General features: G+C 63.5%; 18 protein-coding genes and 1 riboswitch. Of the genes, 9 read left to right on the top strand and 9 right to left on the bottom strand.

The annotated features are described in order from the left end of the window. The first annotated feature begins 3 nt into the window (after positions 1-3). The 3 genes from ACZ881_RS16055 to ACZ881_RS16045 are packed head-to-tail and all read left to right on the top strand — an operon-like array spanning position 4 to position 2,995. Complete coding sequence (locus ACZ881_RS16055; RefSeq protein ID WP_091469844.1) at positions 4-624, top strand: ECF transporter S component; 621 nt, start codon at positions 4-6, stop codon at positions 622-624. Continuing rightward, on the top strand, positions 624-2,204 hold the full coding sequence (locus ACZ881_RS16050; RefSeq protein ID WP_476116906.1) for an ABC transporter ATP-binding protein: 1,581 nt from the start codon (positions 624-626) through the stop codon (positions 2,202-2,204). The genes ACZ881_RS16055 and ACZ881_RS16050 overlap by 1 nt, the downstream gene beginning before the upstream one ends. Next, a complete protein-coding gene (locus ACZ881_RS16045; RefSeq protein WP_091469850.1) occupies positions 2,201-2,995 on the top strand; it encodes an energy-coupling factor transporter transmembrane component T family protein in 795 nt (264 codons plus the stop codon). Before ACZ881_RS16050 ends, ACZ881_RS16045 begins: the two co-directional genes overlap by 4 nt. On the opposite strand, the gene ACZ881_RS16040 is transcribed toward ACZ881_RS16045, so the two are convergent. Both ACZ881_RS16040 and ACZ881_RS16035 read right to left on the bottom strand, forming a co-directional pair. Continuing rightward, positions 2,992-3,591 (bottom strand): GNAT family N-acetyltransferase, encoded by a 600-nt coding sequence (locus ACZ881_RS16040; protein ID WP_476116905.1) that lies wholly within the window; start codon positions 3,589-3,591, stop codon positions 2,992-2,994. The two genes, ACZ881_RS16045 and ACZ881_RS16040, sit on opposite strands and share 4 nt — an antisense overlap. 59 nt (positions 3,592-3,650) lie before the next feature. Further along, a complete protein-coding gene (locus ACZ881_RS16035; protein ID WP_476116903.1) occupies positions 3,651-5,771 on the bottom strand; it encodes a penicillin acylase family protein in 2,121 nt (706 codons plus the stop codon). A gap of 101 nt (positions 5,772-5,872) precedes the next feature. Between ACZ881_RS16035 and ACZ881_RS16030 the strand changes: the two genes are divergently transcribed. Beyond that, a complete protein-coding gene (locus ACZ881_RS16030) occupies positions 5,873-6,607 on the top strand; it encodes a siderophore-interacting protein (protein WP_476116901.1) in 735 nt (244 codons plus the stop codon). 14 nt (positions 6,608-6,621) lie between these two features. Here ACZ881_RS16030 and ACZ881_RS16025 read toward each other — a convergent pair whose 3' ends face one another. After that, positions 6,622-7,101, bottom strand: coding sequence for a hypothetical protein (locus ACZ881_RS16025; protein ID WP_139025172.1), 480 nt, complete (start codon positions 7,099-7,101; stop codon positions 6,622-6,624). After that, a complete protein-coding gene (locus ACZ881_RS16020) occupies positions 7,098-8,054 on the bottom strand; it encodes a WXG100 family type VII secretion target (protein WP_476116899.1) in 957 nt (318 codons plus the stop codon). Before ACZ881_RS16020 ends, ACZ881_RS16025 begins: the two co-directional genes overlap by 4 nt. Before the next feature lie 212 nt (positions 8,055-8,266). Here ACZ881_RS16020 and ACZ881_RS16015 point away from each other — a divergent pair, with 212 nt between their 5' ends. Both ACZ881_RS16015 and ACZ881_RS16010 read left to right on the top strand, forming a co-directional pair. Next, positions 8,267-9,790, top strand: a complete 1,524-nt coding sequence (locus ACZ881_RS16015; protein WP_091469865.1) for a UDP-N-acetylglucosamine 1-carboxyvinyltransferase — start codon at positions 8,267-8,269, stop codon at positions 9,788-9,790. A 159-nt stretch (positions 9,791-9,949) separates the two neighbouring features. After that, positions 9,950-11,146: a glutamate--cysteine ligase 2 gene (locus ACZ881_RS16010; protein WP_476116896.1), complete on the top strand. Its 1,197-nt coding sequence runs from the start codon at positions 9,950-9,952 to the stop codon at positions 11,144-11,146. On the opposite strand, the gene ACZ881_RS16005 is transcribed toward ACZ881_RS16010, so the two are convergent. The 5 genes from ACZ881_RS16005 to ACZ881_RS15985 all read right to left on the bottom strand — a co-directional run bounded on the left by ACZ881_RS16005 (position 11,133) and on the right by ACZ881_RS15985 (position 15,564). Beyond that, complete coding sequence (locus tag ACZ881_RS16005) at positions 11,133-11,753, bottom strand: hypothetical protein (RefSeq protein WP_476116895.1); 621 nt, start codon at positions 11,751-11,753, stop codon at positions 11,133-11,135. The genes ACZ881_RS16010 and ACZ881_RS16005 overlap by 14 nt on opposite strands. Positions 11,754-11,763: 10 nt before the next feature. Continuing rightward, positions 11,764-12,972: an O-succinylhomoserine sulfhydrylase gene (locus tag ACZ881_RS16000; RefSeq protein WP_476116893.1), complete on the bottom strand. Its 1,209-nt coding sequence runs from the start codon at positions 12,970-12,972 to the stop codon at positions 11,764-11,766. Then, complete coding sequence (locus ACZ881_RS15995) at positions 12,973-13,383, bottom strand: rhodanese-like domain-containing protein (RefSeq protein WP_017200107.1); 411 nt, start codon at positions 13,381-13,383, stop codon at positions 12,973-12,975. It abuts the gene before it with no gap. Next, on the bottom strand, positions 13,380-13,646 hold the full coding sequence (locus ACZ881_RS15990) for a DUF1737 domain-containing protein (RefSeq protein WP_054808796.1): 267 nt from the start codon (positions 13,644-13,646) through the stop codon (positions 13,380-13,382). The genes ACZ881_RS15995 and ACZ881_RS15990 overlap by 4 nt, the downstream gene beginning before the upstream one ends. 13 nt (positions 13,647-13,659) lie before the next feature. Next, positions 13,660-13,771, bottom strand: a riboswitch (SAM riboswitch). A gap of 83 nt (positions 13,772-13,854) precedes the next feature. Next, positions 13,855-15,564, bottom strand: coding sequence for a SulP family inorganic anion transporter (locus ACZ881_RS15985; protein WP_476116892.1), 1,710 nt, complete (start codon positions 15,562-15,564; stop codon positions 13,855-13,857). A 154-nt stretch (positions 15,565-15,718) separates the two neighbouring features. Here ACZ881_RS15985 and ACZ881_RS15980 point away from each other — a divergent pair, with 154 nt between their 5' ends. The 3 genes from ACZ881_RS15980 to ACZ881_RS15970 are packed head-to-tail and all read left to right on the top strand — an operon-like array spanning position 15,719 to position 19,670. Next, positions 15,719-17,047 carry an NtaA/DmoA family FMN-dependent monooxygenase gene (locus ACZ881_RS15980; RefSeq protein ID WP_476116890.1) on the top strand — a complete coding sequence of 443 codons (1,329 nt, stop codon included), beginning with the start codon at positions 15,719-15,721 and terminating at the stop codon, positions 17,045-17,047. Next, positions 17,047-18,612 (top strand): aromatic amino acid ammonia-lyase, encoded by a 1,566-nt coding sequence (locus tag ACZ881_RS15975; protein WP_476116887.1) that lies wholly within the window; start codon positions 17,047-17,049, stop codon positions 18,610-18,612. The genes ACZ881_RS15980 and ACZ881_RS15975 overlap by 1 nt, the downstream gene beginning before the upstream one ends. Next, positions 18,606-19,670: a PLP-dependent cysteine synthase family protein gene (locus tag ACZ881_RS15970; RefSeq protein WP_476116885.1), complete on the top strand. Its 1,065-nt coding sequence runs from the start codon at positions 18,606-18,608 to the stop codon at positions 19,668-19,670. Before ACZ881_RS15975 ends, ACZ881_RS15970 begins: the two co-directional genes overlap by 7 nt. Positions 19,671-19,753 lie beyond the last annotated feature (83 nt).

Here is a 19,753-nt window from a genome sequence, read left to right as displayed (position 1 = left end):
AAAATGACCACGGTAAACGTGAAGAAGACCAGTTATAACTGGCGTGTTGTAGACATCGTTGTGGCGGCCTTGATCGCCATCGCGGGCGGCGTGATCTTCTGGGCATGGTCCCAAGGCGCCGCACTGGTATCCATCCCCATGAACGCGACGTATCCGCCTCTCACCGGCCTGATTGCCGGCGGCTGGATGATCCCCGCGGTCCTGGGCATGCTCATTATCCGCAAGCCGGGTGCAGCCCTGTTCTGTGAGACTGTTGCCGCCACCGGTGAGCTCATCATGGGTTCGCAGTACGGCACCACCGTGCTCATCTCCGGCGTTCTGCAGGGCCTGGGCGCGGAACTCATCTTTGCCGCCTTCCGGTACAAGAAGTTCAACCTGCCCACTGCCCTCCTCGCCGGTGCGGGCGCGGGCCTCTTCTGCGGCCTGAACGACTCCTTCCTCCCGTGGGGTTGGAACATCGCCTATGAAGCCGTCGACAAGCTGGCCTACATCACCTTCACCTCAATTTCCGGCGCAATCATCGCGGGCGCACTCTCCTGGGTGGCGACACGCGGCCTGGCCAAGACCGGAGTGCTGAGCTCCTTCGCCTCGCGCAAGGCCGCTTCGGAGCCCGTCTTCAGCTGATGTCGGCCACGCAAAGCGGCACGGTGAGGCCTGCCGCCATCTCAGCCGAGGGCTGGGGTTGGCGGCATGCCGGCCGTGCCCAAGCTGCCATTCAGGGCCTCGACCTTCGGATCGAACCCGGGGAGCGCGTACTGCTGCTCGGACCTTCGGGTGCCGGGAAATCCACGCTCCTTCATGCCCTCGCCGGGGTGCTGGGGGATGAGGAAGACGACTCGGATGAGACCGGCTCCCTGCTGATCGACGGCGTTGCGCCCCGCGAGCAGCGTGGACGCGCGGGACTGATGCAGCAGGACCCCGAGACGCAGGTGGTTTTGTCGAGGGTTGGCGACGACGTTGCCTTCGGTGCAGAGAACCTTGCCGTGCCGCGGGACGAGATTTGGTCCCGTGTCCATGAAGCGCTCGACGACGTCGGGTTGCGTACCGCTGCCGGCGGAGGTCTGGCGTTGGATCACCCGACGGCGGCGCTCTCAGGCGGTCAGAAGCAGCGCCTTGCGCTTGCGGGCATTTTGGCGATGCGGCCCGGGCTGATCCTGTTGGACGAACCAACGGCCAACCTGGATCCTGCAGGGGTGCTGGAGGTCCGCGATGCTGTAGGGCGATGCCTGGACAAGACCGGCGCCACGCTGGTTGTGGTGGAACACCGCGTGTCCGTGTGGAAAGACCTGGTGGACAGGATTGTCGTCCTGCAGCCAGGATCCAGCACGGCCGCAGGGACCGGGAATGCTGCCGGCGGCGTCCTCTTGGACGGCCCTCCCGACCAGGTCCTTTCCGAGGCCCGCACCCTGCTGATGTCGGCTGGCGTCTGGGTGCCGGGGTACGTTCCGGCAACCCGCACCCGCCATAAAGAACCAGACACCGCGCAGCTTCTCCTCGCAGCCCAGGACCTTGCTGTTTCCCGACTAAAGCCACGGCGCAAAGGTTTCAAAACCATCCCGCCCGTTCCGGTGCAAACGGACATCAGTGCGCAGGTCCGGGCAGGCCAAGCCCTGACCATTACGGGTCCCAATGGTGCCGGAAAGTCCACGTTCGCGCTCACGTTGGCAGGCCTTTTGGCGCCCGTGGACGGCAAAGTGAGTGCCGCCGTCGAACTTTCCGAGGGTGCGGGCATTGATCCGTTCAAGTGGAAAGCAGACCAGCTGATTTCCCGCATCGGTACGGTGTTCCAGGAGCCGGAACATCAGTTCGTCACGGGCAAGGTCCTGGATGAGTTGATGTTTGGTCCGAAGCATCTGGGCCACGGCGAGGAGCGCGTGGACGAGTTGCTGGAACGGTTGCGGCTCACCCATCTCGTCGACGCCAATCCGTATACGTTATCCGGCGGGGAAAAGCGCCGGCTCTCGGTGGCCACGGTGCTGGCCGCGCACCCCAAAGTCCTTGTTCTGGACGAGCCAACGTTTGGCCAGGACGCGAATACCTGGGCCGAGCTGGCGTCGTTCCTTTCCGAGTTGCTGGACGCCGGAACCGCGGTGGTCTCCGTAACCCACGATCAGGAATTCAGTGCTGTACTCGGCGGAACCGAACTACGGCTCGGTCCGGTACCGCAAGGCAGAGCAACGCATCAGGAAGCGGGTGCAGCGTGAGGGATGCACTGAACATCCGCGGCAACCACGCCCTGCTGACTCGCGCCAACCCTTTGGCGAAGTTCGTGTCGGTCTTCCTGATTTCCCTGGTGCTGGCCTTGTCGATCGACTGGGTCTCTGCGTCGACGGCGCTCCTTGCGGAACTGGCTCTCTTCCCGCTTGCCGGCCTCACCATCAGGCTTTTGTGGCTGCGGGCCTGGCCCCTGATCATTGCGGCAGCGATCGGCGGCTGGAGCACTGCAATAGTGGCGGCGGACAGCGGCGCTGTACTGCTCGACGTCGGACTCTGGTCCATCAGCGAAGGTTCCCTGGAGCTGGGGCTCGGTTTCATGCTGCGCGGTTTGGCGATCGCGTTGCCGGCGATCCTGCTGATGACCTGCACCGACCCCACCGACCTGGCCGATGCGCTGGCGCAGAAGGCCAAGCTGCCGCACCGCTTTGTCCTCGGATCGTTAGCTGCGATGAGGCTTGTAGGGCTCATGGCAGAGGAATGGCAAACCATAGGAATGGCCCGCCGCGCCCGCGGAGTCGGTTCCCAAGGCAGCCCCTTCCAGCGGTTGAAGGCCACGCTCGGCCAGAGTTTCGGTCTGTTGGTTCAGGCGGTTCGGCGGGCATCCCGACTGGCAGTGACCATGGAAGCGCGCGGCTTCGGCGGCGGGCCACGGACGTGGGCACGCGAATCCACGTACTCACTGCTGGACGTGTGGGTGGTCCTTGGCGGGTTGGTCATCGCAGCCGGCGCAGTGCTGGCGGCTGTGGGTGCGGGAACCTGGAGTTTCGTCTGGCGCTAGCGGGCCCGCTGCTCCTGGATCTCATCAAAGCCCGCCCGTGTCAGGAACCCTAGCTGGGCTTCCTTCTCCGCCAACTGAATGATGGGTCCCAGCTCGAAGCACGTCGCTTCCAGACGACGAAGGGCCTTGGCATTGCGGGAGTCCGGCTCCACCACAATCCGGTCCTTGCCCGGCAGGGAGAACATGTACTTGATCAACGACGTGCCCAGCCGCGGGGTGAAATGCGGAATGGGCCGAGTAGCCGGGGCCAGCAGCAGGTGCATGCCGATGTCTTCCTCGCGGGCGGGGTAGGCCTCGCCGACGGGATCGTGCAGCGGCTCGTACGTCTGGAAGAGGGCCAAAGGCTCCCCGTCCAGGATGGCCAGGAAAGCGTGGTGGGTTTCCAGCGAGTCAAGGAACTCGTAGATCCCCAGGACTTCTTCGCGGGAATTCTCCATCATTCCCCAGAACTTTGCCCGGGGCTGGCTCACCCATTCGAAGATGAGGTCGATGTCCTCGATGGGAACCAACGGAACAATGCGGAGCGCACCCCAGCCTTCCAGGTCTTCGGAGTAGACGGTGGTGCGGACGGAAAAGTCCTGGGTGGTGGTGGTCATGGTTTCCTTCGGGCTGCGGGGCGGGCTGTGGGTGGGATTGATGCGGGAACAGGAATGAGTCAGGGCGTGTCGTCGGTCAGAAGCGACCATTCAGTGACCACCGGGGCGAGTTCCCCGGATGTCCAGAGTGGGAGTTGATCGGCGAAGTGTTTGTGGCCGGGTACGCCGGAGGCGCCGAATGGCACGATCCAGCGGCTGTTCTGCCGATCGGCCAGGTCCCACACGTAGCGGGCCACGGGCCCGCGGAAGCTACGGTCATCGACGCCGGGGAGGCTCTCGGTGCACAGGACACACCCGGTATCTCCACTGAGGTCGGCGGTGGGTGCCGACGTTGCGAGCGGGCCAGGAAGGACATGAACCGGCAGGAGGTTGTGCCGGTCGCCCCAGGCAGCACCATTCAGCATGGATTCTTCCAACGCGGCGTCTTCGAGCGCCGCGGCAGCTTCCACTCCAACGCTGATGCCAAGCTCGGAGCCACGGACCAGCAGGGTCTCAAGGGCAAAACCGACGCGCGACGCCACTGACAACCACGGCCCGAACAATGGTGAGTAGCCTGTGGGCTCATTCAAGGGCGCAAGCACGGAATGCCGCGCCAGGCGCTGGACCAGCGCACCACGCCAGGCAGCGAAAACGGCGGCGCGATGGCTGCCGGCTTCCATGAGGCCATCCCAGTCCAACAGGAGGACCCGCAAATCCTTCGCCTCCTTGGAGAGATCCTGGACGTCCAGGCCGGAGAGCATCGAACGGAACAACGGCCACGGACCCAGTAGCGTGTCCGTGTGGATGGCCTGCATATTGTCTACGGACAAAGGCCCGGGAGCCAGTTCCAGCAATTCCCGGATGCGCCGGGCTCGATGCACAGGTGCAAACTCCATGGCCACTTGGTCACCGCCTCCTGCCGCGCGGTCATTCGCGCTCACGGCAAACTGTTGGACCTCGGTGCGAGGCAGGATCACGTACTGGCCCTCCCACTCATGACGGGCGGAGAAGGCCGGAGCGGGCAGGCGCCGGTTGGCCGGATTGCGCTGCGGGACCAGCCCGGCAACGAAGTGTCTCACAGACCCATGAACGTCGGCGGCCACCACACTGTTAACGGGCTCAACCCAGGCATCGAAGGCAGCCTCCACCTCGGAGACGCTTTGGCTCCGTAGCAACGGCAGGAGGGCCTCGAACCCCAGCCGCCCCTGAACCCTGGCCGGGAAGCGCAAACTGAGGGCGCCGCCGTCGGGCGTTTCCGAGATGACCGGACCCCGATCGGTCTCGATAATTTCAACGGACACAGCCTCACCGTCGCGGACGCGGATGGTTTCGGAACTCACGACGGCGGGTTCCCAGCCTTCCGCTCCGCGCGCCTCGATGCGCTCACCCGTGAAGTCGCTGACCCGGCGCAACTCCTCGATGAAAAGATCCTGGTAGTCGGCCATGGCGTTGGTGATGGCCCAAGCGGTGCTGCCCGTATGGGCAAAATGGGGGAGGCCGGGAACACCCGGGAACGCGAATCCGATCGCATCGAACTCCGGGCAGGCGAGCCGTATTTGCTGGTAGACGCCGGGCAGCTCCATGAGGCGGTGGGGGTCGCCGGCAATCAAGGGAAACCCACTGGCCGTCGTCGATCCATGCGCTGCCCAAGCGTTGCTGCCTGACCAAGCCGGTGCTTCGATGCTGAACAAGCTCACGGCGTCGTCGCCGAGTGTCCGCGCGACGTGGGCCCGGAACAGCTTGTTGGGGAAGGTGGAAAACAGGATGTGGTGGACCAGGAAGACGCCGAGCGGGGTCCACGGATTCCACGCCTCGGGGATGCTGCCGGATTCTTCGAACTCGGGCCCGCCACGTCGGCCGTCTGCCAGGGCCTGGTTGATGCCCGCCACGTATTGTCCGCACCAGCGCTGAGTGGCGGCGTCGAGGTTCTCAAAGCAGCGACGCGCGGTGTCATCCAGCCGGGCTTGCCGGGCGAACCGGTCCCAGACCACCACGTCTGCACCCAATACCTCAGCTGCGCGGCCCTCCGAGCGCCACCGTTCCAGCTCGATCTGCCACGAGCGGTCCGTGGCCGCATTCATGCCCTGGAGAAAGGCGAGTTCATCGGCGGAACCCGCCCACAAGTGCGGGATTCCCCACTCATCGCGGTACGTTCCGGGGCCGCCTGCCGGGGCGGGTTGGTGCGTGGGGGCAGGCGTCATATTCTCTGGCCACTTTCGAGCTTAGGTTAGGCTTACTTTAGCTCAAGATAAATGGCTTTGGCCCCGTTCACAAATCGTGGACATTCGTGAAGGAGTGTTGCTTGAAGCGCAATTGGGAAGGCGTCGTCCTCAAAGTCATGGGCGCCAAGGACTTCACCCTGGAGGTCACCGGCCGGGACGAGATCACCCCGGACTTCCTCCGCGTGCACGTGCGTGACGGCGGACTACTGGAGCGCAGCGGCCTGCATCCCACCATGTGGATCCGGCTCTGGTTCAACGATTCCGGCAAGGCTCACCAGCGCGCCTACACGTTGGTCAACGCCTCCCCTACGGATGGTACGTTCAGCATGGACTTCGCGATGCACGACGGCGTCGCAGCGGATTGGGCCCGTTCCGTGCAGCCCGGCGACACCATTGACGCCACTGTCCAAGGCAGTTCCTTCACCTTCCCGCATCCCGCTCCGCGCCGGATCTGGGTGGTGGGGGACCCTGCGTCCATCCCGGCAGTCAACTCGCTGCTGGATGAGCGCCAGCGCGTTGCCGCGGGCGCGGCTCCAGTGACCGCTTGGCTTGAATACCAGCACGACGCCGACCCCTCGCTTGAGGTGCGTACCTCCGATTCCGACGTCGTCACCTGGATTCCGCGCAAACGCGACGGCGCCGCTTTGGTGGAGGAAGTCTGCGGCGCACTAACAGCGGACACTGTTTCCGTTAGCGAAGACTTCTTCTGGATCGCATGCGAAGCCTCAAGCACGCGGGCAATCGTCAAGCACCTGCGGAAAGAACTCGGAGTGGACAAGCACCGGATTGATGCGCTCGGGTACTGGCGGGTCTAGTTCTTCTTCGCGGGTTACTCGCGCCAGTTGAGGAAGCCCTTCTTCCCCTCCGGCGGAGTGAGCACAACGTCGCGGCCGTACTTCTTCCTGGCGTCAGCCCCAGAGAATGCGTCCGGAACAATGCGGACCGCTTTAGTCACCTTGCCGTCTTTCAGGAAGACAAAGAGTGCCGGTGAAGCGGTATAGCGGCTCTCCTTGGTGAGGGGTTCGCCAAAGGCCTCCTCAATGTCCTTGGCAGGGGTTCCCGACGTGACAAAACCTGCTTGGTCCCAGTCGAAGTCCGTGGCGTCGGCCAGCTTGAGCGATGTGCCGTTCTTGGCGGACTCCAGGACTTGATCGTTGAGGTGATCGTTCGTTTCGGGCATGACGGATCCTCCGAGGGAACAGGATGCCAAGGCACAGGCCAGGACAAAGGTGAGCAAAGTGGTAACGGTGACGCGGAGCGCTGCAGTCTTGGGGCGGCGTCGTAAGTTGTTGGTGCATGGACGAGTCACGATGTCGTCCTGGACTCGTCGTTGAACTCCGGGTCCTCGCCAGGGGCGGGCTCGGCATTGCCTGCATCACCCGTCTGGTCAGCGGGGACCTCGTTTGAAGGGTGCGGCAATAGGTCAGGTCCCACCACCACGGTGTCTCCGTTGTTGACGGCGTCCTCGATCAAGTCTGCAAGCTCCTCAGCGCTGGCGTCAGGATTGGCGATGGCCACGTTGCGCCCAACTTCATTGTTGTACAGATCCATGGCCTCGCGGGGAGCCGGATTCCCGGGGAGCTGTTCGTGAGCCGTGGCGTAATCCTCTGCCCAGTCCGCGCCGAACTCCTTCACCATGAGGGCATTCCAATAAGCGTGGCGGAAGGCATCGTTCTGGTCGTCGTTGCGATCTTCACTGGGGAAGCGCTCGTCGGCAACACTGAAGGCGTCGTCGTGGATGCCCTTGAAAGCGTTCAGCTCAAAGGGGCCCAGGCCATTCAGGAGTTCCGCTTCCTTCTCGGTCACCACCTTCTGGTCCACCACGAACCGCAGCGGATCCCAGTCGCCGGGCCAGTTGGTGGTTTCGGCGTCGCTGACTTGGTACTGGTCCAGGATTTCTTCTGGCGTGGGCTGGGTGGGGTCCGTGGCAGTCGCTGTCTTCGTTGTTGCATCGTTACCCGGGTTGCTGGAGCTGCCTGAGCTGCCGCCGGCGCCCCCGGTGGACGCGCCCGCCTGCTCGTCGGCATTGGTGAGCGCGGACTTGGACGCTTCTTCTATCCCGCGCGAGGTCCTTTCAAGCAAAGGCCGTAGGTGGCCCTGCCAGTCGGAAGCGAAACGCTTGGCATCCTGCCCCTGCCAGTAACCGTCCTGGGCGATCAAGGAGTCGAGCTCCCGGGCGCGGCTAGTAAGCAGCGATGCTCCGCTGGCGAGCGCTTTGGATAGTGCTTTGAGTTGATCGACGTCGGCGCCGTAGAAAGGCATATTTCCCCCTGAGCTTTCCCGTACATCCTTCGCTAACCCTCGTTAGGGCACAATGGGTAGCTCTGCCCTTGATGAAACTGAGGGAAAGCGTTCACGAAGAGTGAACCGCCGGCGTCGTACTCTATATCGCACAGAACGGGTACGGCGTGATGTATGCCGCTGATTCCTTGTTTTGCTCTTCACTTCTAGCTCATTTGTGATATTTTTTGAGTATGACGCAACCTACCGCCGAGAATGTAGGCCTCCTGCTCCGCGACGCCCGTGGTGAAAAAGGCTGGACGCAGGGGCAGCTGGCAACTGAGCTGGGAACCAGCCAGAGCGCAATCGCCCGGATGGAACAGGGCAAACAGAATCTCAGCCTCCGGATGATCGAACGCCTTGAAGCCATTTTCGGGCGCTCCATCGTCAAAGTGGGCAAGCCGCAGATGACCCACCTCCGCGTGGAGGGTGGCAGGACCCTATCCGGCGAAGTGGACGTCAACAGCAGTAAGAATGCCGGTGTCGCCCTCTTGTGTGCCAGCCTGATCAACCGCGGAACCACCACTCTGCGCCGGCTGGCACGGATTGAGGAAGTCAACAGGATCGTCGAGGTATTGACGTCCATCGGCGTGGAATGCACGTGGCTCAACGGAAGCGACCTGCGTCTGCGCCGCCCCGAGGTCCTGGATCTTGAGTCCATGGACGTTGACGCCGCCCGACGCACACGCAGCGTCATCATGCTGCTCGGCCCGCTTCTGGACGAAACCAGCGAATACCTGCTGCCCTACGCCGGTGGCTGCGATTTGGGTACGCGCACTGTGGAACCGCACATGCAGGCGCTTCGCCAGTTCGGCCTCGAGGTGGAAGCGAAGTCCGGTTTCTACTCCGTGACCGCACCTCCCGGCGACGAACTCCACCGTTCCTTCGTTCTGACCGAACGCGGCGACACCGTGACGGAGAATGCCATCATGGCGGCCGCCCACCGTGAGGGCACCACCATCATTCGGAACGCCAGCCCCAACTACATGGTGCAGGACCTCTGCTTCTATTTGCAGGGCCTGGGCGTGGACATCGACGGTGTCGGAACCACCACACTGAAGATCACCGGACGCTCAGCCATTGATGTAGACATTGAGTACTTCCCGTCTGAAGACCCCATCGAGGCAATGAGCCTCATCACCGCAGGCATCGTTACCAACTCCGAGGTCACCATCCGACGGGTTCCCATCGAATTCATGGAAATCGAGCTTGCCACCCTGGAGCAGATGGGCCAGAACCTCGAAATCTCCGGCGAGTACATGGCTCGCAACGGGCGCACCCGGCTGGTGGACGTGACTACCAAGCCCTCGGAGCTCCGCGCGCCGCAGGACAAGATCCACCCGATGCCGTTCCCGGGCCTGAACATCGACAACCTGCCGTTCTTTGCGGTGATTGCAGGCAATGCCGAGGGCCAGACCATGATCCACGACTGGGTCTACGAGAACCGTGCAATCTACTTGACGGAGCTCAACAAGTTGGGCGCCCAAGTGCAGCTTTTGGATCCGCACCGGATCTACGTCAATGGGCCTACCAAGTGGCGTGCCGCTGAAATCGGCTGCCCGCCGGCCCTGCGACCTGCGGCCTGCCTCCTTCTGGCAATGTTGGCGGCCCGGGGAACCTCCGAGCTTCGCAACATTTACGTGATCGAGCGCGGCTATGAGGACCTCGCCGAGCGCCTGAACACGATCGGTGCGAAGATCGAGTACTTCCAGGACTAGGGCCTGCTGCTGGCCGGCCGCGCACCCTTTCTTCCTTTTCGGCGCGCCCGTTCCCGCCATTAGCTCCAAGTAACTCTGGTGCGAATGGCGGGAACGGGTGCGAACAGTCCCGGAAGCACAAGCCCTGTCCTCACCAGCCCTCCTGACGCAGAATGGAGCATGCGCACTTTCGGGGTTGAGGAAGAGCTGCTCATCGTCGATCCTGTGACGGGCGAGCCCCTGGCCCTCGCGAACGCGCTCCTTGCGGGCCACGATGAACCCCGCACTGCCACGGGCCTCAGCCACGAGCTCAAACTGGAGCAGATCGAGACACAGACCCGCCCATGCCATAGTTACGGCGAGCTCCTGCAACAGATCCGCCGTGGCCGGGCCATGGCCAACGAGGCCGCACGGCAGCATGGAGCGCGGGTTGCCGCCATCGCCACGTCTCCCTTGGCCTCGAATACGCACACCACTCCGGACCCCCGGTATGCCGCAATGCTGGATCGCTTCGGCATCATTGCCACGGAGCAGCTGACGTGCGGATTCCACGTGCACACCTCGGTGGAGTCGCCCGAGGAAGGCGTGGTGGTTTTGGACCACATCCGGGACAAACTCGCCGTCCTGACAGCCCTAACCGCCAACTCGCCTTACTGGCGGGGGCTTCCCACTGGTTTCGACAGCTACCGCACACAAGCTTGGAACCGCTGGCCAACGTCCGGCCCTTCCTCCGTCTTTGGCTCCCTTACGGCTTATCGACGCATCGTGAAGCGCCTCCTGGAAACGGGCGTGATCATGGATGAAGGCATGATCTACTTTGACGCCCGCATCTCCAGGAACCACCCCACTGTTGAGGTCCGCGTGGCCGACGTCTGCCTCCGCGCTGAGGACGCGGCCCTCATGGCGGTGCTGGTGCGGGCTTTGGTGGAGACGGCCTCCTTGGAAATGCTCGACGGCGTGGAACCCACCGCGGTGCCCACGGCACTCCTGCGGATGGCGAGTTGGCAGGCCAGCAATTCGGGTCTGCGCGGAGATCTCCTGGACTTCGGTGACTTCCTACCTCAGCCAGCGGCGGACGTCGTGTGGGCATTGGTTGATTACCTGAGCCCGGTCCTGGACGACCAAAACGAGTTGGAACTCGTCAAAGCCGGGATTTCGGACTTACTGGCGCGGGGCAATGGTGCCCACGAACAACTGGAAGCCGCCGAACGCTACAACAAGAGGCAGCGCGACGGGCAAACCCAGACGGGAAGTCCGCCTACCAACGAAGCCCTGGCCGCCGTCGTCGCGCATGCTGCGAAGGTGACGGTGCGCGGCGCTGCCGCCGATGCCCATAAGGAACCCTCGCCCATGCTGACCAGGGTCAGGCGGCCCTAGGCTTGTCGGCTGCCGGCTCTTCCCAGGCCATCAGGTAGGCTCCGACGGTCCCCTCCACGAGGTAGAAAAAGAGCGGTGGGATGTCCTTCTTGGCCATAAGGACGGCTCCGTAGATGGGTGCGGCGGCCGCAGCCGTGACCCCGATCCACCGTTTGGCAGGTAAAGAAAGAAGGCTCCCGCCGAGCGCAGCCAACGCCACAACATGCAGCCCGGAATACGCCAGGAACGGAGCGCTGGAACCGCGGCGGTAGGCGAATCCTTCAATGTCGGAAGCCCGCCGGGCAACGCTGGAGACGAAGAACGGTGCACCGGCCAGCAGCGCGGCCGCAGCGGCGTAGGCCCACTTCTTCGCCCTCGTGCGCGGAGCTCCCAGGGCTGGAATGGCACGGGCGAACGCCGCGAATCCTACTGGCACTGCGACGGTCCCGGCCGCGGTAATGTGCTGACCTGTGATCCAGCCGCGCTGGCCGGCTTGCAGCATGCGGAGGCGTTCGGCGTCATCGGGCGTGATGTAGACACGTGAGACCGGCGAAATCCCGACGAACCACACCGCCGTGCCGGCAACGATCACGGATCCGGCACGGCGATAGGGATGGTTCCCGCTCATGGCAGCAAGGTTAGACCTGTTTGAGTGCCTTCTCCAGATCCAGGATGAGGTCGTCCACGTCTTCAAGCCCGACAGACAGGCGAACCACACCATCGGAGAGCCCGATGGCCGCACGGCCCTCAGGCCCCATGGCCCGGTGGGTGGTGGTTGCCGGGTGCGTGATGAGGGACTTGGAATCGCCAAGGTTGTTGGAGATATCGATGACACGGAGGCCATCGAGCAAGGCAAACGCAGCGTCTTTGGCTGTACGCCCGGCCGAAGGAAGCAGCTCGAACGTCAGCACAGTACCGCCGGCCTTCATCTGCTTCGCAGCGAGCTCGTACTGAGGGTGGGACTTCAACAGCGGGTACTTGACCCAGCTGATGGCGGGTTGCTGCTCGAGCCACTCTGCGATCTTCAGAGCAGAAGCGGAGCTGTGATTCACTCGCAGTCCGATAGTCTCCAAGCCCTTGGTCAGCACCCAGGCATTGAACGCCGAAAGCGACGGGCCAGTGTGCCGCATGAGCTGCTTGACCGGACCATCGATGAATTCCTTGGTGCCCAGGATCGCGCCGCCAAGGACTCGTCCCTGGCCGTCGATGTGCTTGGTCCCGGAGTACACGATCACGTCTGCACCCAGCTCACCACAGCGCTGCAGCAGGGGAGTGGCAAAGACATTGTCGACGACGACAGTCGCCCCGGCGGCATGGGCCAGTTCGCTGACGGCAGCGATGTCGACGATCTCCTGCATGGGGTTGGACGGTGACTCGAAGAACACCGCGGTGGTGGGCTCGGACAGGGCTTCGCGCCACTGCTCAAGGTCGGGTCCGTCAACAAAGACCGTCTCCACGCCCCACCGGGGAAGGATCTCGTTGAGGATCACGAAGCAGGAGCCGAACAGCGAGCGGGCAGCAACCACACGGTCACCGGCAGCCAGCAAGGCACCCAGGGCGGTGAAGACTGCAGACATGCCGGACGCCGTCGCGAAGCACGCCTCGGTTCCTTCGAGCAGCCGCAGCCGCTCCTGGAACGTGGCCACGGACGGGTTGCCGTAACGGGAGTAGACGAATCGTTCGTCCTCGCCGGTGAAGGCACGTTCGGCGGCGGCAGCGGATTCGTAAACGAAGCCTGAGTTCAGGAAAACGGGTTCGGACGTTTCCTGGAAGTTGGTGCGGTCAAGGCCACCGCGGACGGCCTGGGTGTCAGGGCTCCAGCCGGCGGCGTCGGGATTAAAAGTCACTTACTCGGTCCCCAGATTCGTCGGCAGGCCACGGTTCTTCCAACCGTTGACGGTGCGCTCACCGTAGCGGTCCGGTTCGCCTTCGAAGCCCTCCAGGACGTTGTAGGCAGTGAAGCCGGCCTGGGTTGCGGCGATGGCCGCCGAGATGGAGCGTTGCCCGGAACGGCATAGGAAGACGAGCTCAACGCCGTCGTCTTCGGGAGCCTGTTGCTGAAGGTCTTCAATAAAGCGGGAGTTCGGAATTCCGCCGGCCAAGTTCCACTGGATGAACAGGGGGTCGTTCTCGGTAGCTTTGGTGTCGGGGATTCCAATGTGGGCCCATTCGCCCTCGGTCCGGACGTCAACCAGGATGGCGCCTTCTTGGAGTTTGGCCCACGCGTCGTGCGGGGTCAGGTCACCTGCGTAGCTCATGCGTGGCCCTCGAAAGCTTCTTCGTCGTCGTAGTTCTCCAACTGGTCAACGGCATTGGCCACTGCGGCATCCGCTGTGGCGATCGCGGTCGGCAGGACAACGGCTTGGGCAACGATGACGTCCGTGCCGTTGAATGTTGCTGCCGGGCTCCCGTGGAGGACATAACCTTCGGCGAGGGCATTGTGGATGCGCTCGCAGAAGTCGCGGGTGTCCGGGCCTGTCACCAGGCGGTAGGAGAGTTTTTCTTCAGTGGGTTCAGGCATAGCTGGTGCTCCTCAGTCACGCTTGCAGTACGAATTGTCGATACGCCGAGTAGTCACCTGAGGCACCCCGCCGGAGAGAGGGTTGCCGACCAGCAAGTCAGGGCTTTGCGCTGGTACTCATTACTCAAGAAAAACGTAACATCCACGGGCATCCGGCCGCACTTGCGAGTGGTGGGGCGGCCGTCATGTTGCGTAATCGGCGGCCGTTTCACTCTTCGTCCCTGAGCGTGCGGACGGCGGCGCCGACTGTAGGAAAGAAGTGGTCCGGCGTGAAACGTGCTGCCGTTCCGAGGCGGATCAGCTTGTCCTTCACAGGTCCTTTGAGTTCGGCGAACACCAGATCCACGCCGTGACGGGCCAACCATTCATCCAGCGTGACGAGATCGTCCAAGGCCGTGGTGTCGATGCCTGTGATGGGTTCCGCCGCCAGGATGACGTGGGAGATATTATCCGAAGCTTCGTCCAGTTGTTCCCGGACAAAGCTTGCAAGAACCTGCCCGTTGCCGAAGAACAGCGGTGCATCGAAACGGAGGATCAGGAGCCCGGGGATGCGTGCGCCGTTGGGGTGTCGTTCAAGATCGTGGTACCCAGGGAGCCCTTCTTCGGCACCGAGTTCTGTTCGGTATGGATCCCAGGCCCGCCGCACGAAGTCCAAGAGTGCCAAGGCTATGGCCACCACAATTCCTTGGAGCACACCCACCGTAAGGACGCCCAGGAACGCAGCCAACATCACTACGGATTCGCTCCGGCTCAGCTTCAACAGGCGCCGGACGCCGGCCGGGTCCGCCAGGGCTATCGCTGCGGCAATCACGACGGCGGCCAAGGTGGCGGACGGCAGGTACTCGGTCACCCCTGGAGCCAGCAGCATGAAAGCAAGCACCAGCACCGAACCCACCACGCCGGTCATCTGGGACTTGGCACCAGCGTCCACAGCCACAGGGGTCCTCGATGTACTGCCGGAGATGGGGAATCCGCCCAGCAGGCCCGTGGCAGCATTGGCTGCCCCAAGTGCTGCCATTTCCCTGTTGCCGGAAACCTTCTTGCCTTCCTTGGCTGCCAATGTTTGGGACAGGACGCCGGTGTCCGCGAACGCCATGAGGGCGATCCCTGCCGCAGCGGGAAGCAGGGTGAGTGCGTCCGCCCAGCCAATGCCGCCGAGCGCGGGCATCGGGAGGCCCTGCGGCAGGACTCCGGTGACCTTGACGTCGTCGTTGAGGCTCCAAACGGCCGTTGCGACGCACGAGCCGACCACCGCCAGCAGCACACCCGGCACTTTCCACTTCAGCAGCCGGGGAATCCAGATCAGCGCCAGCGAACCCACGCCCAGCAGCAGTGCGGTGATGTTGACCTCGCCGCCCAGCACCCCGGTGGTGACCTTCGCAAGCTTTTGCCAGATGTCGCCGTCGGCCTCTATCCCAAGGAACGCCGGCAGCTGCGAGAATGCCACCAACAACGCGATTCCGTTCAGGTATCCGAGCCTGATGGGTTTGGAGAGCAGTCCTGTGATGGTCCCGAGTTTGAGGGCCGAACCGGCCAACATCAGTACCCCGATCAGCACTGCCAGGAGCCCTGCCAATGCCACCGACTTTTCGCTGCTACCCGCTGCCAGTGGCACGATTGCCGCGGCAATCATGGGGGCGAGGGAAGAATCGGGGCCGAGGACCAGGATGCGGGAAGGCCCCACGAACGCGTAAACCAGCAGCGGGACCACAGTGGCATAGAGACCGGTGACCGGTGGAAGGCCGGCCGCCTGCGCATAGGCCATACCGGCGGGTACCAGCAGGGCGAAGAGGGCAGCACCTGCCACGACGTCGTGCCGGAGCCATTCGCGTTTGTAGCCCTTGAGCGCCCAGACGCCCGCAAGCCGGTCCTTGGCGGACTTGGCGGACTTGGCGGAAGAACGGGTGGGTGAACTCATACAGCGATCATTCCCGAACGACTGCTGTTGCGGAACCAGGCGGAGGCCGTATGTGGAAAATCCGGACCGTCATCAGTCCCGCCCAAATGTGACGCCCCGGGAGCATAATTGACGCAGTACGACCCCCTGTAACTTCGCATGAAATCAGGTCGCGGTGAACGGACAGAGCAGTTCTACACTCAAGCCCATGCTGCACTTTGGATGGTTCGTGGGACACGGTTTTGGTGTCCAGGGCTGGGGGACTCCCGGCTACAGCCTGGGCTATGACTGGAAGAAACCCGCCCTGTACCAGGAGGCTGTCCGGGCCTTTGAGCAATCCGGGTTGGACCTGTTCATCATCGAGGATTCGCTCACCGTCCCGGATACCTACGGCGGCACGGCCGAGGTCTCCCTGGCGCACGCGTCGTTCGCTCCGAAGCATGATCCGCTGGCGCTGGTCCCGTACCTTCTCTCAGCCACGGAGCATTTGGGGATCGTCCCGACGGTCAGCGCTTCCTTCTACCCGCCCTTCACTGCCGCCAGGCTCCTGGCCACGCTGCAACACTTCTCAGAAGGGCAGCTCGGCTGGAACGTAGTCACGTCCGGCAGCGACCTCGCCGCCCAGAACTACGGGCTGGACCAGCAGATCGAACACGACCTCCGGTACGAGAAAGCGGAGGAATTCGTCGACGTCGTCAGGCGGCTCTGGCGGAGTTGGGAACCTGGCGCCGTGCTTGAGGACGTTGAGGCGGGGGTGTTCGCGGACCACAGCAAGGTGCATCCCATTAACCACGAAGGCGAATTCTTCAAGGTCAGGGGTCCGCTGAACACTGCGCCTTTGCCGGAAGAACCAGTCCTGGTGCAAGCTGGTGCGTCGCCGCGGGGTAAGGCCTTCGCAGGTGGGCATGCCGACGTGGCCATTGCCTTGGCACGCGGCGTTGACGGGATGAAGTCCTACCGGGATTCCATCCGCGCGGAAGCTGCAAAAGCAGGCCGCAATCCCGACGACGTCAAGGTTCTTTTCGTCCTGAAGCCCACCATTGTTGGTTCCACGGCAGAGGCAGAGGAGTTGCGGACACAGAGGCGTGAACTCACCCAACGCGACATCGACAGCCAACTCAACTCCATCTCCTACCTTTCAGTGATCGACTTCAAACAGTTCGACCTCGATGCTCCGCTGCCCGAATTGAGCACCAACAGCAACCAAGGGACGCTGGAGCATTTCGCCAAGGCGGCCCCTCCGGGCTCCACACTGAGACAGATCCTGCAGGCCCGCAGCGGAGGAGCGGGTGATTCCATCATTGGTACGGTTGGCGAAATCGCCGACTACCTGGAGTCGACAGGGTCTGAAGTGGGTGGCGACGGTTTCCTCTTCTCCGGCTTCGTGGACCCTGTGACCGTGCACGGTGTACTGGACAAACTAACCCCTGAACTGCGGCGCCGTGGCCTGTTGAGGAAGAGCTACGGCAACGGTGGTTTCCGGCAAAATCTCTTGGACTTCTGATGGTGACGGCTGAACCGCGAACCTTCCTGATCGGTGCGGCTCCGGTGCTGGCATCGGACGTGGCGCTGGCCGCCGAAGATCCCTCGTTTGACGTGGAACTCAACCAGGAAGCGTTGACTTTGATGCGTAAGTCGAGGGAACTAGTGGAGCTCACCGCGACCTCCGGAAAGCGTGTGTACGGTCTCAACACACTGCTAGGGTCAGGCCGGGATACGGCTGTGGAGGAGAAGTCGCTCCTGGCGTACCAAGTGCAGGTGGTCAGGTATCACAACAGCGGTGTGGGCACGTATCTTAACCGGGCTGCTGCCCGTGCCGTAATCCTTGCCAGGCTTATCGGTTTCAGCCGCGGTGGTTCCGGCGTGCGACCCGAAACAGCAGTCTTCTACGCCGAAATGCTCAACCGCGGAGTCTTCCCCGCCATCCCCCGGGAAGGCTCAGTGGGCTCGTCAGACCTGACCCAACTTGCCGCCGTCGCCGCCGTTGCTTTGGGCGAGGGCGAAGCGTTCGACGCGGATGGCACGCTGATCCCCGGCGCCAAAGCGCTCGCCGACGCCGGTCTCCAGCCACTTGTTCTCGCGCCGGGTGAGGCCTTGGCCCTGGTCAGTGCCAATGCGTACTCAGTGGGTGTAGGAACTCTCGCCTTGGTGCGGTTGCGGCACCTGGCCGAACTGGCCGACGTCGCACTTTCCCTCTCACTGGAGACGATCGCAAGGTACGACGGCGGCGGGAACCTCAGCCCGTTCTCGCTGGCAATCCAGGCGGCCAAGGCGGTGGACGGGCAGCGGGAGTCGGCTGCCGCTGTTCGCCGCCTTCTGAGCGGTGGGTGGCTGGAGGATGTTCGTCCCGAAGTTTCGGTGCAGGATGCGTTATCGTTCCGGGCCGCGCCCCAGACGCACGGGGCATTTCGATCCCTGGTGAAGCAGCTCGGTACTGCGTTGGAAGTGGAGCTAAACGGCCGCGGCGATAATCCCCTGGTCGATCTCGACTCCGGGCAGATGATGTCCGGCGGGAACTTCCAACCGATGCAACTGGCTCTCGCCTTCGAGGGCCTGCGGCTGGCTTTGGCCCACGTTGGGATTTCCAGTGAACGTCGTATCGCCAAGTTGTATCCACCACAACGGGCTATCCGGGCCCGCCACCTGCAGGCGGCATCCTCCGGGGAAGGTCTGGCCCAAGAAGAACTTCCCGGGCTGCTCTGGTACTCGGCCGCTGGACTGTTGGCCGAACTCAAGTTCCTCGCCGCACCGGCGACGCTCGGGGCGCCGACGCTTTCTGCCGACGTCGAGGACCATTCGACGCTTGCCCCGCTTGCCCTGCAGCAGCTCGAAAAGTCGTTGGAGGCTGCCGAAAAGCTCTTGGTTATCGAGGCGTTGACGGCGTCGTACCTGCTGCTTGAAGCGGGAGCCGCGCAGCCGCTCGGAAAGGGGACGGGCGCCGTCGTGGGAAGACTGACCGATGTGCTTGCCGACCGGCCGTCGGCTCCTGACTTGGTGGCGCGTGCGCGTCTGGAGTTGCGGGATGCCGTAACCAGGGAATTTTCGGAGACAGGGGAGGAACCGTGGTGAGTACAGCGATCCGCAAACAGGGTGTGCACGCGGCCGTCCCGATTCCGGACGGGCTGGACGCCTCGGTCCTGGACAAAGTGGGCAACACCCCGCTGGTGAAGCTGGAATCACTGGGTCACGGCCTGGGCAGCACCATCCACATCAAGCTCGAGTCCGAAAACCCTGGTGGCTCCATCAAGGACCGCACCGCGCTAAGTATGGTTCGGGCGGCGGAAAGGTCTGGCGAGCTGCAACCGGGCGCCACGATTGTGGAAAGCACGTCGGGCAACACCGGGATCGGGCTCGCCCTCATCGGGCACCTGACCGGACACCCGGTGGTGGTGGTTACGGGCGACACGATCTCCGAGGAGAAGCTTGCCGCGCTGCACAACTACGGCGCCCGAGTGATCCTCACGGACTGGAACGCGCCGTCGGAATCGCCGGAGAACGCACGCGCCGTGGCAGCGCGGATTACCGCCGAGACGCCCGGCGCGTGGCGGCCCATGCAGTTCGACAACCCTGCCAATCCCGCCGCCCACTATGAAACCACCGGGCCCGAGATCTGGGAACAGACAGGTGGCCTGGTGACCCACTTCGTAGCGGGGATAGGCACCGGCGGGACCATCAGCGGGAACGGCCGGTTCTTGAAGGAACGCGTGGCTGCCTCACGACCCGGCGGGCACGTGGAAGTTGTGGGTGCCGACCCCTACGGCTCCGCCTACAGCGGCGGCCATCCCGGCGAGATCCTGGTGGACGGCGTGGGCAACTCCTGGCCCGAAGCTGAATGGCCCAAGGCTCTCGACCGCGCCATCGTGGACCGTTTCCTGCGGATCCCCAACGACGAGGTTTACACCACCGTCCACAGGCTTCTGGATGAAGAAGGACTGGCGCTGGGTCCGTCTTCCGGGCTCGCTGTTGCCGCGGCTGTGCGGGTGGCTCGAGCAGCACCTCACGGTTCGGTGGTGGTGGCCATAGCGCCCGACGCCGGCACGAACTACCTGAGCAAGGCCTTCAACCCGGTGTGGCTGGCGGAGCACGGCATACGTCTCGCTGCCGACACCCCCGGCGCCCGCGAGTAAGCCCTCTCTCACGTCCCTCGGGTTTGGCATAGGGGCTGCTAGCATCTGAAACCCTGGTCGGCACCGGCCGGGCCGTAATTGGG

This window comes from Paenarthrobacter sp. TE3676 (genome assembly GCF_056279165.1).
Note: the sequence above shows the minus strand (reverse complement) of the source record. Positions and strands in the feature narration are given on the sequence as shown.

Bases quoted from the DNA above. Each gene is read 5' to 3' on its own strand.
- ACZ881_RS16005 (WP_476116895.1), bottom strand. From the start codon at position 11,753: ATGAGCGGGAACCATCCCTATCGCCGTGCCGGATCCGTGATCGTTGCC.
- ACZ881_RS16040 (WP_476116905.1), bottom strand. From the start codon at position 3,591: ATGACCACCACCACCCAGGACTTTTCCGTCCGCACCACCGTCTACTCC.
- ACZ881_RS15985 (WP_476116892.1), bottom strand. From the start codon at position 15,564: ATGAGTTCACCCACCCGTTCTTCCGCCAAGTCCGCCAAGTCCGCCAAG.
- ACZ881_RS15975 (WP_476116887.1), top strand. From the start codon at position 17,047: ATGGTGACGGCTGAACCGCGAACCTTCCTGATCGGTGCGGCTCCGGTG.
- ACZ881_RS16035 (WP_476116903.1), bottom strand. From the start codon at position 5,771: ATGACGCCTGCCCCCACGCACCAACCCGCCCCGGCAGGCGGCCCCGGA.
- ACZ881_RS15990 (WP_054808796.1), bottom strand. From the start codon at position 13,646: ATGCCTGAACCCACTGAAGAAAAACTCTCCTACCGCCTGGTGACAGGC.
- ACZ881_RS16050 (WP_476116906.1), top strand. From the start codon at position 624: ATGTCGGCCACGCAAAGCGGCACGGTGAGGCCTGCCGCCATCTCAGCC.
- ACZ881_RS16020 (WP_476116899.1), bottom strand. From the start codon at position 8,054: ATGCCTTTCTACGGCGCCGACGTCGATCAACTCAAAGCACTATCCAAA.
- ACZ881_RS16015 (WP_091469865.1), top strand. From the start codon at position 8,267: ATGACGCAACCTACCGCCGAGAATGTAGGCCTCCTGCTCCGCGACGCC.
- ACZ881_RS16055 (WP_091469844.1), top strand. From the start codon at position 4: ATGACCACGGTAAACGTGAAGAAGACCAGTTATAACTGGCGTGTTGTA.
- ACZ881_RS15995 (WP_017200107.1), bottom strand. From the start codon at position 13,383: ATGAGCTACGCAGGTGACCTGACCCCGCACGACGCGTGGGCCAAACTC.
- ACZ881_RS16010 (WP_476116896.1), top strand. From the start codon at position 9,950: ATGCGCACTTTCGGGGTTGAGGAAGAGCTGCTCATCGTCGATCCTGTG.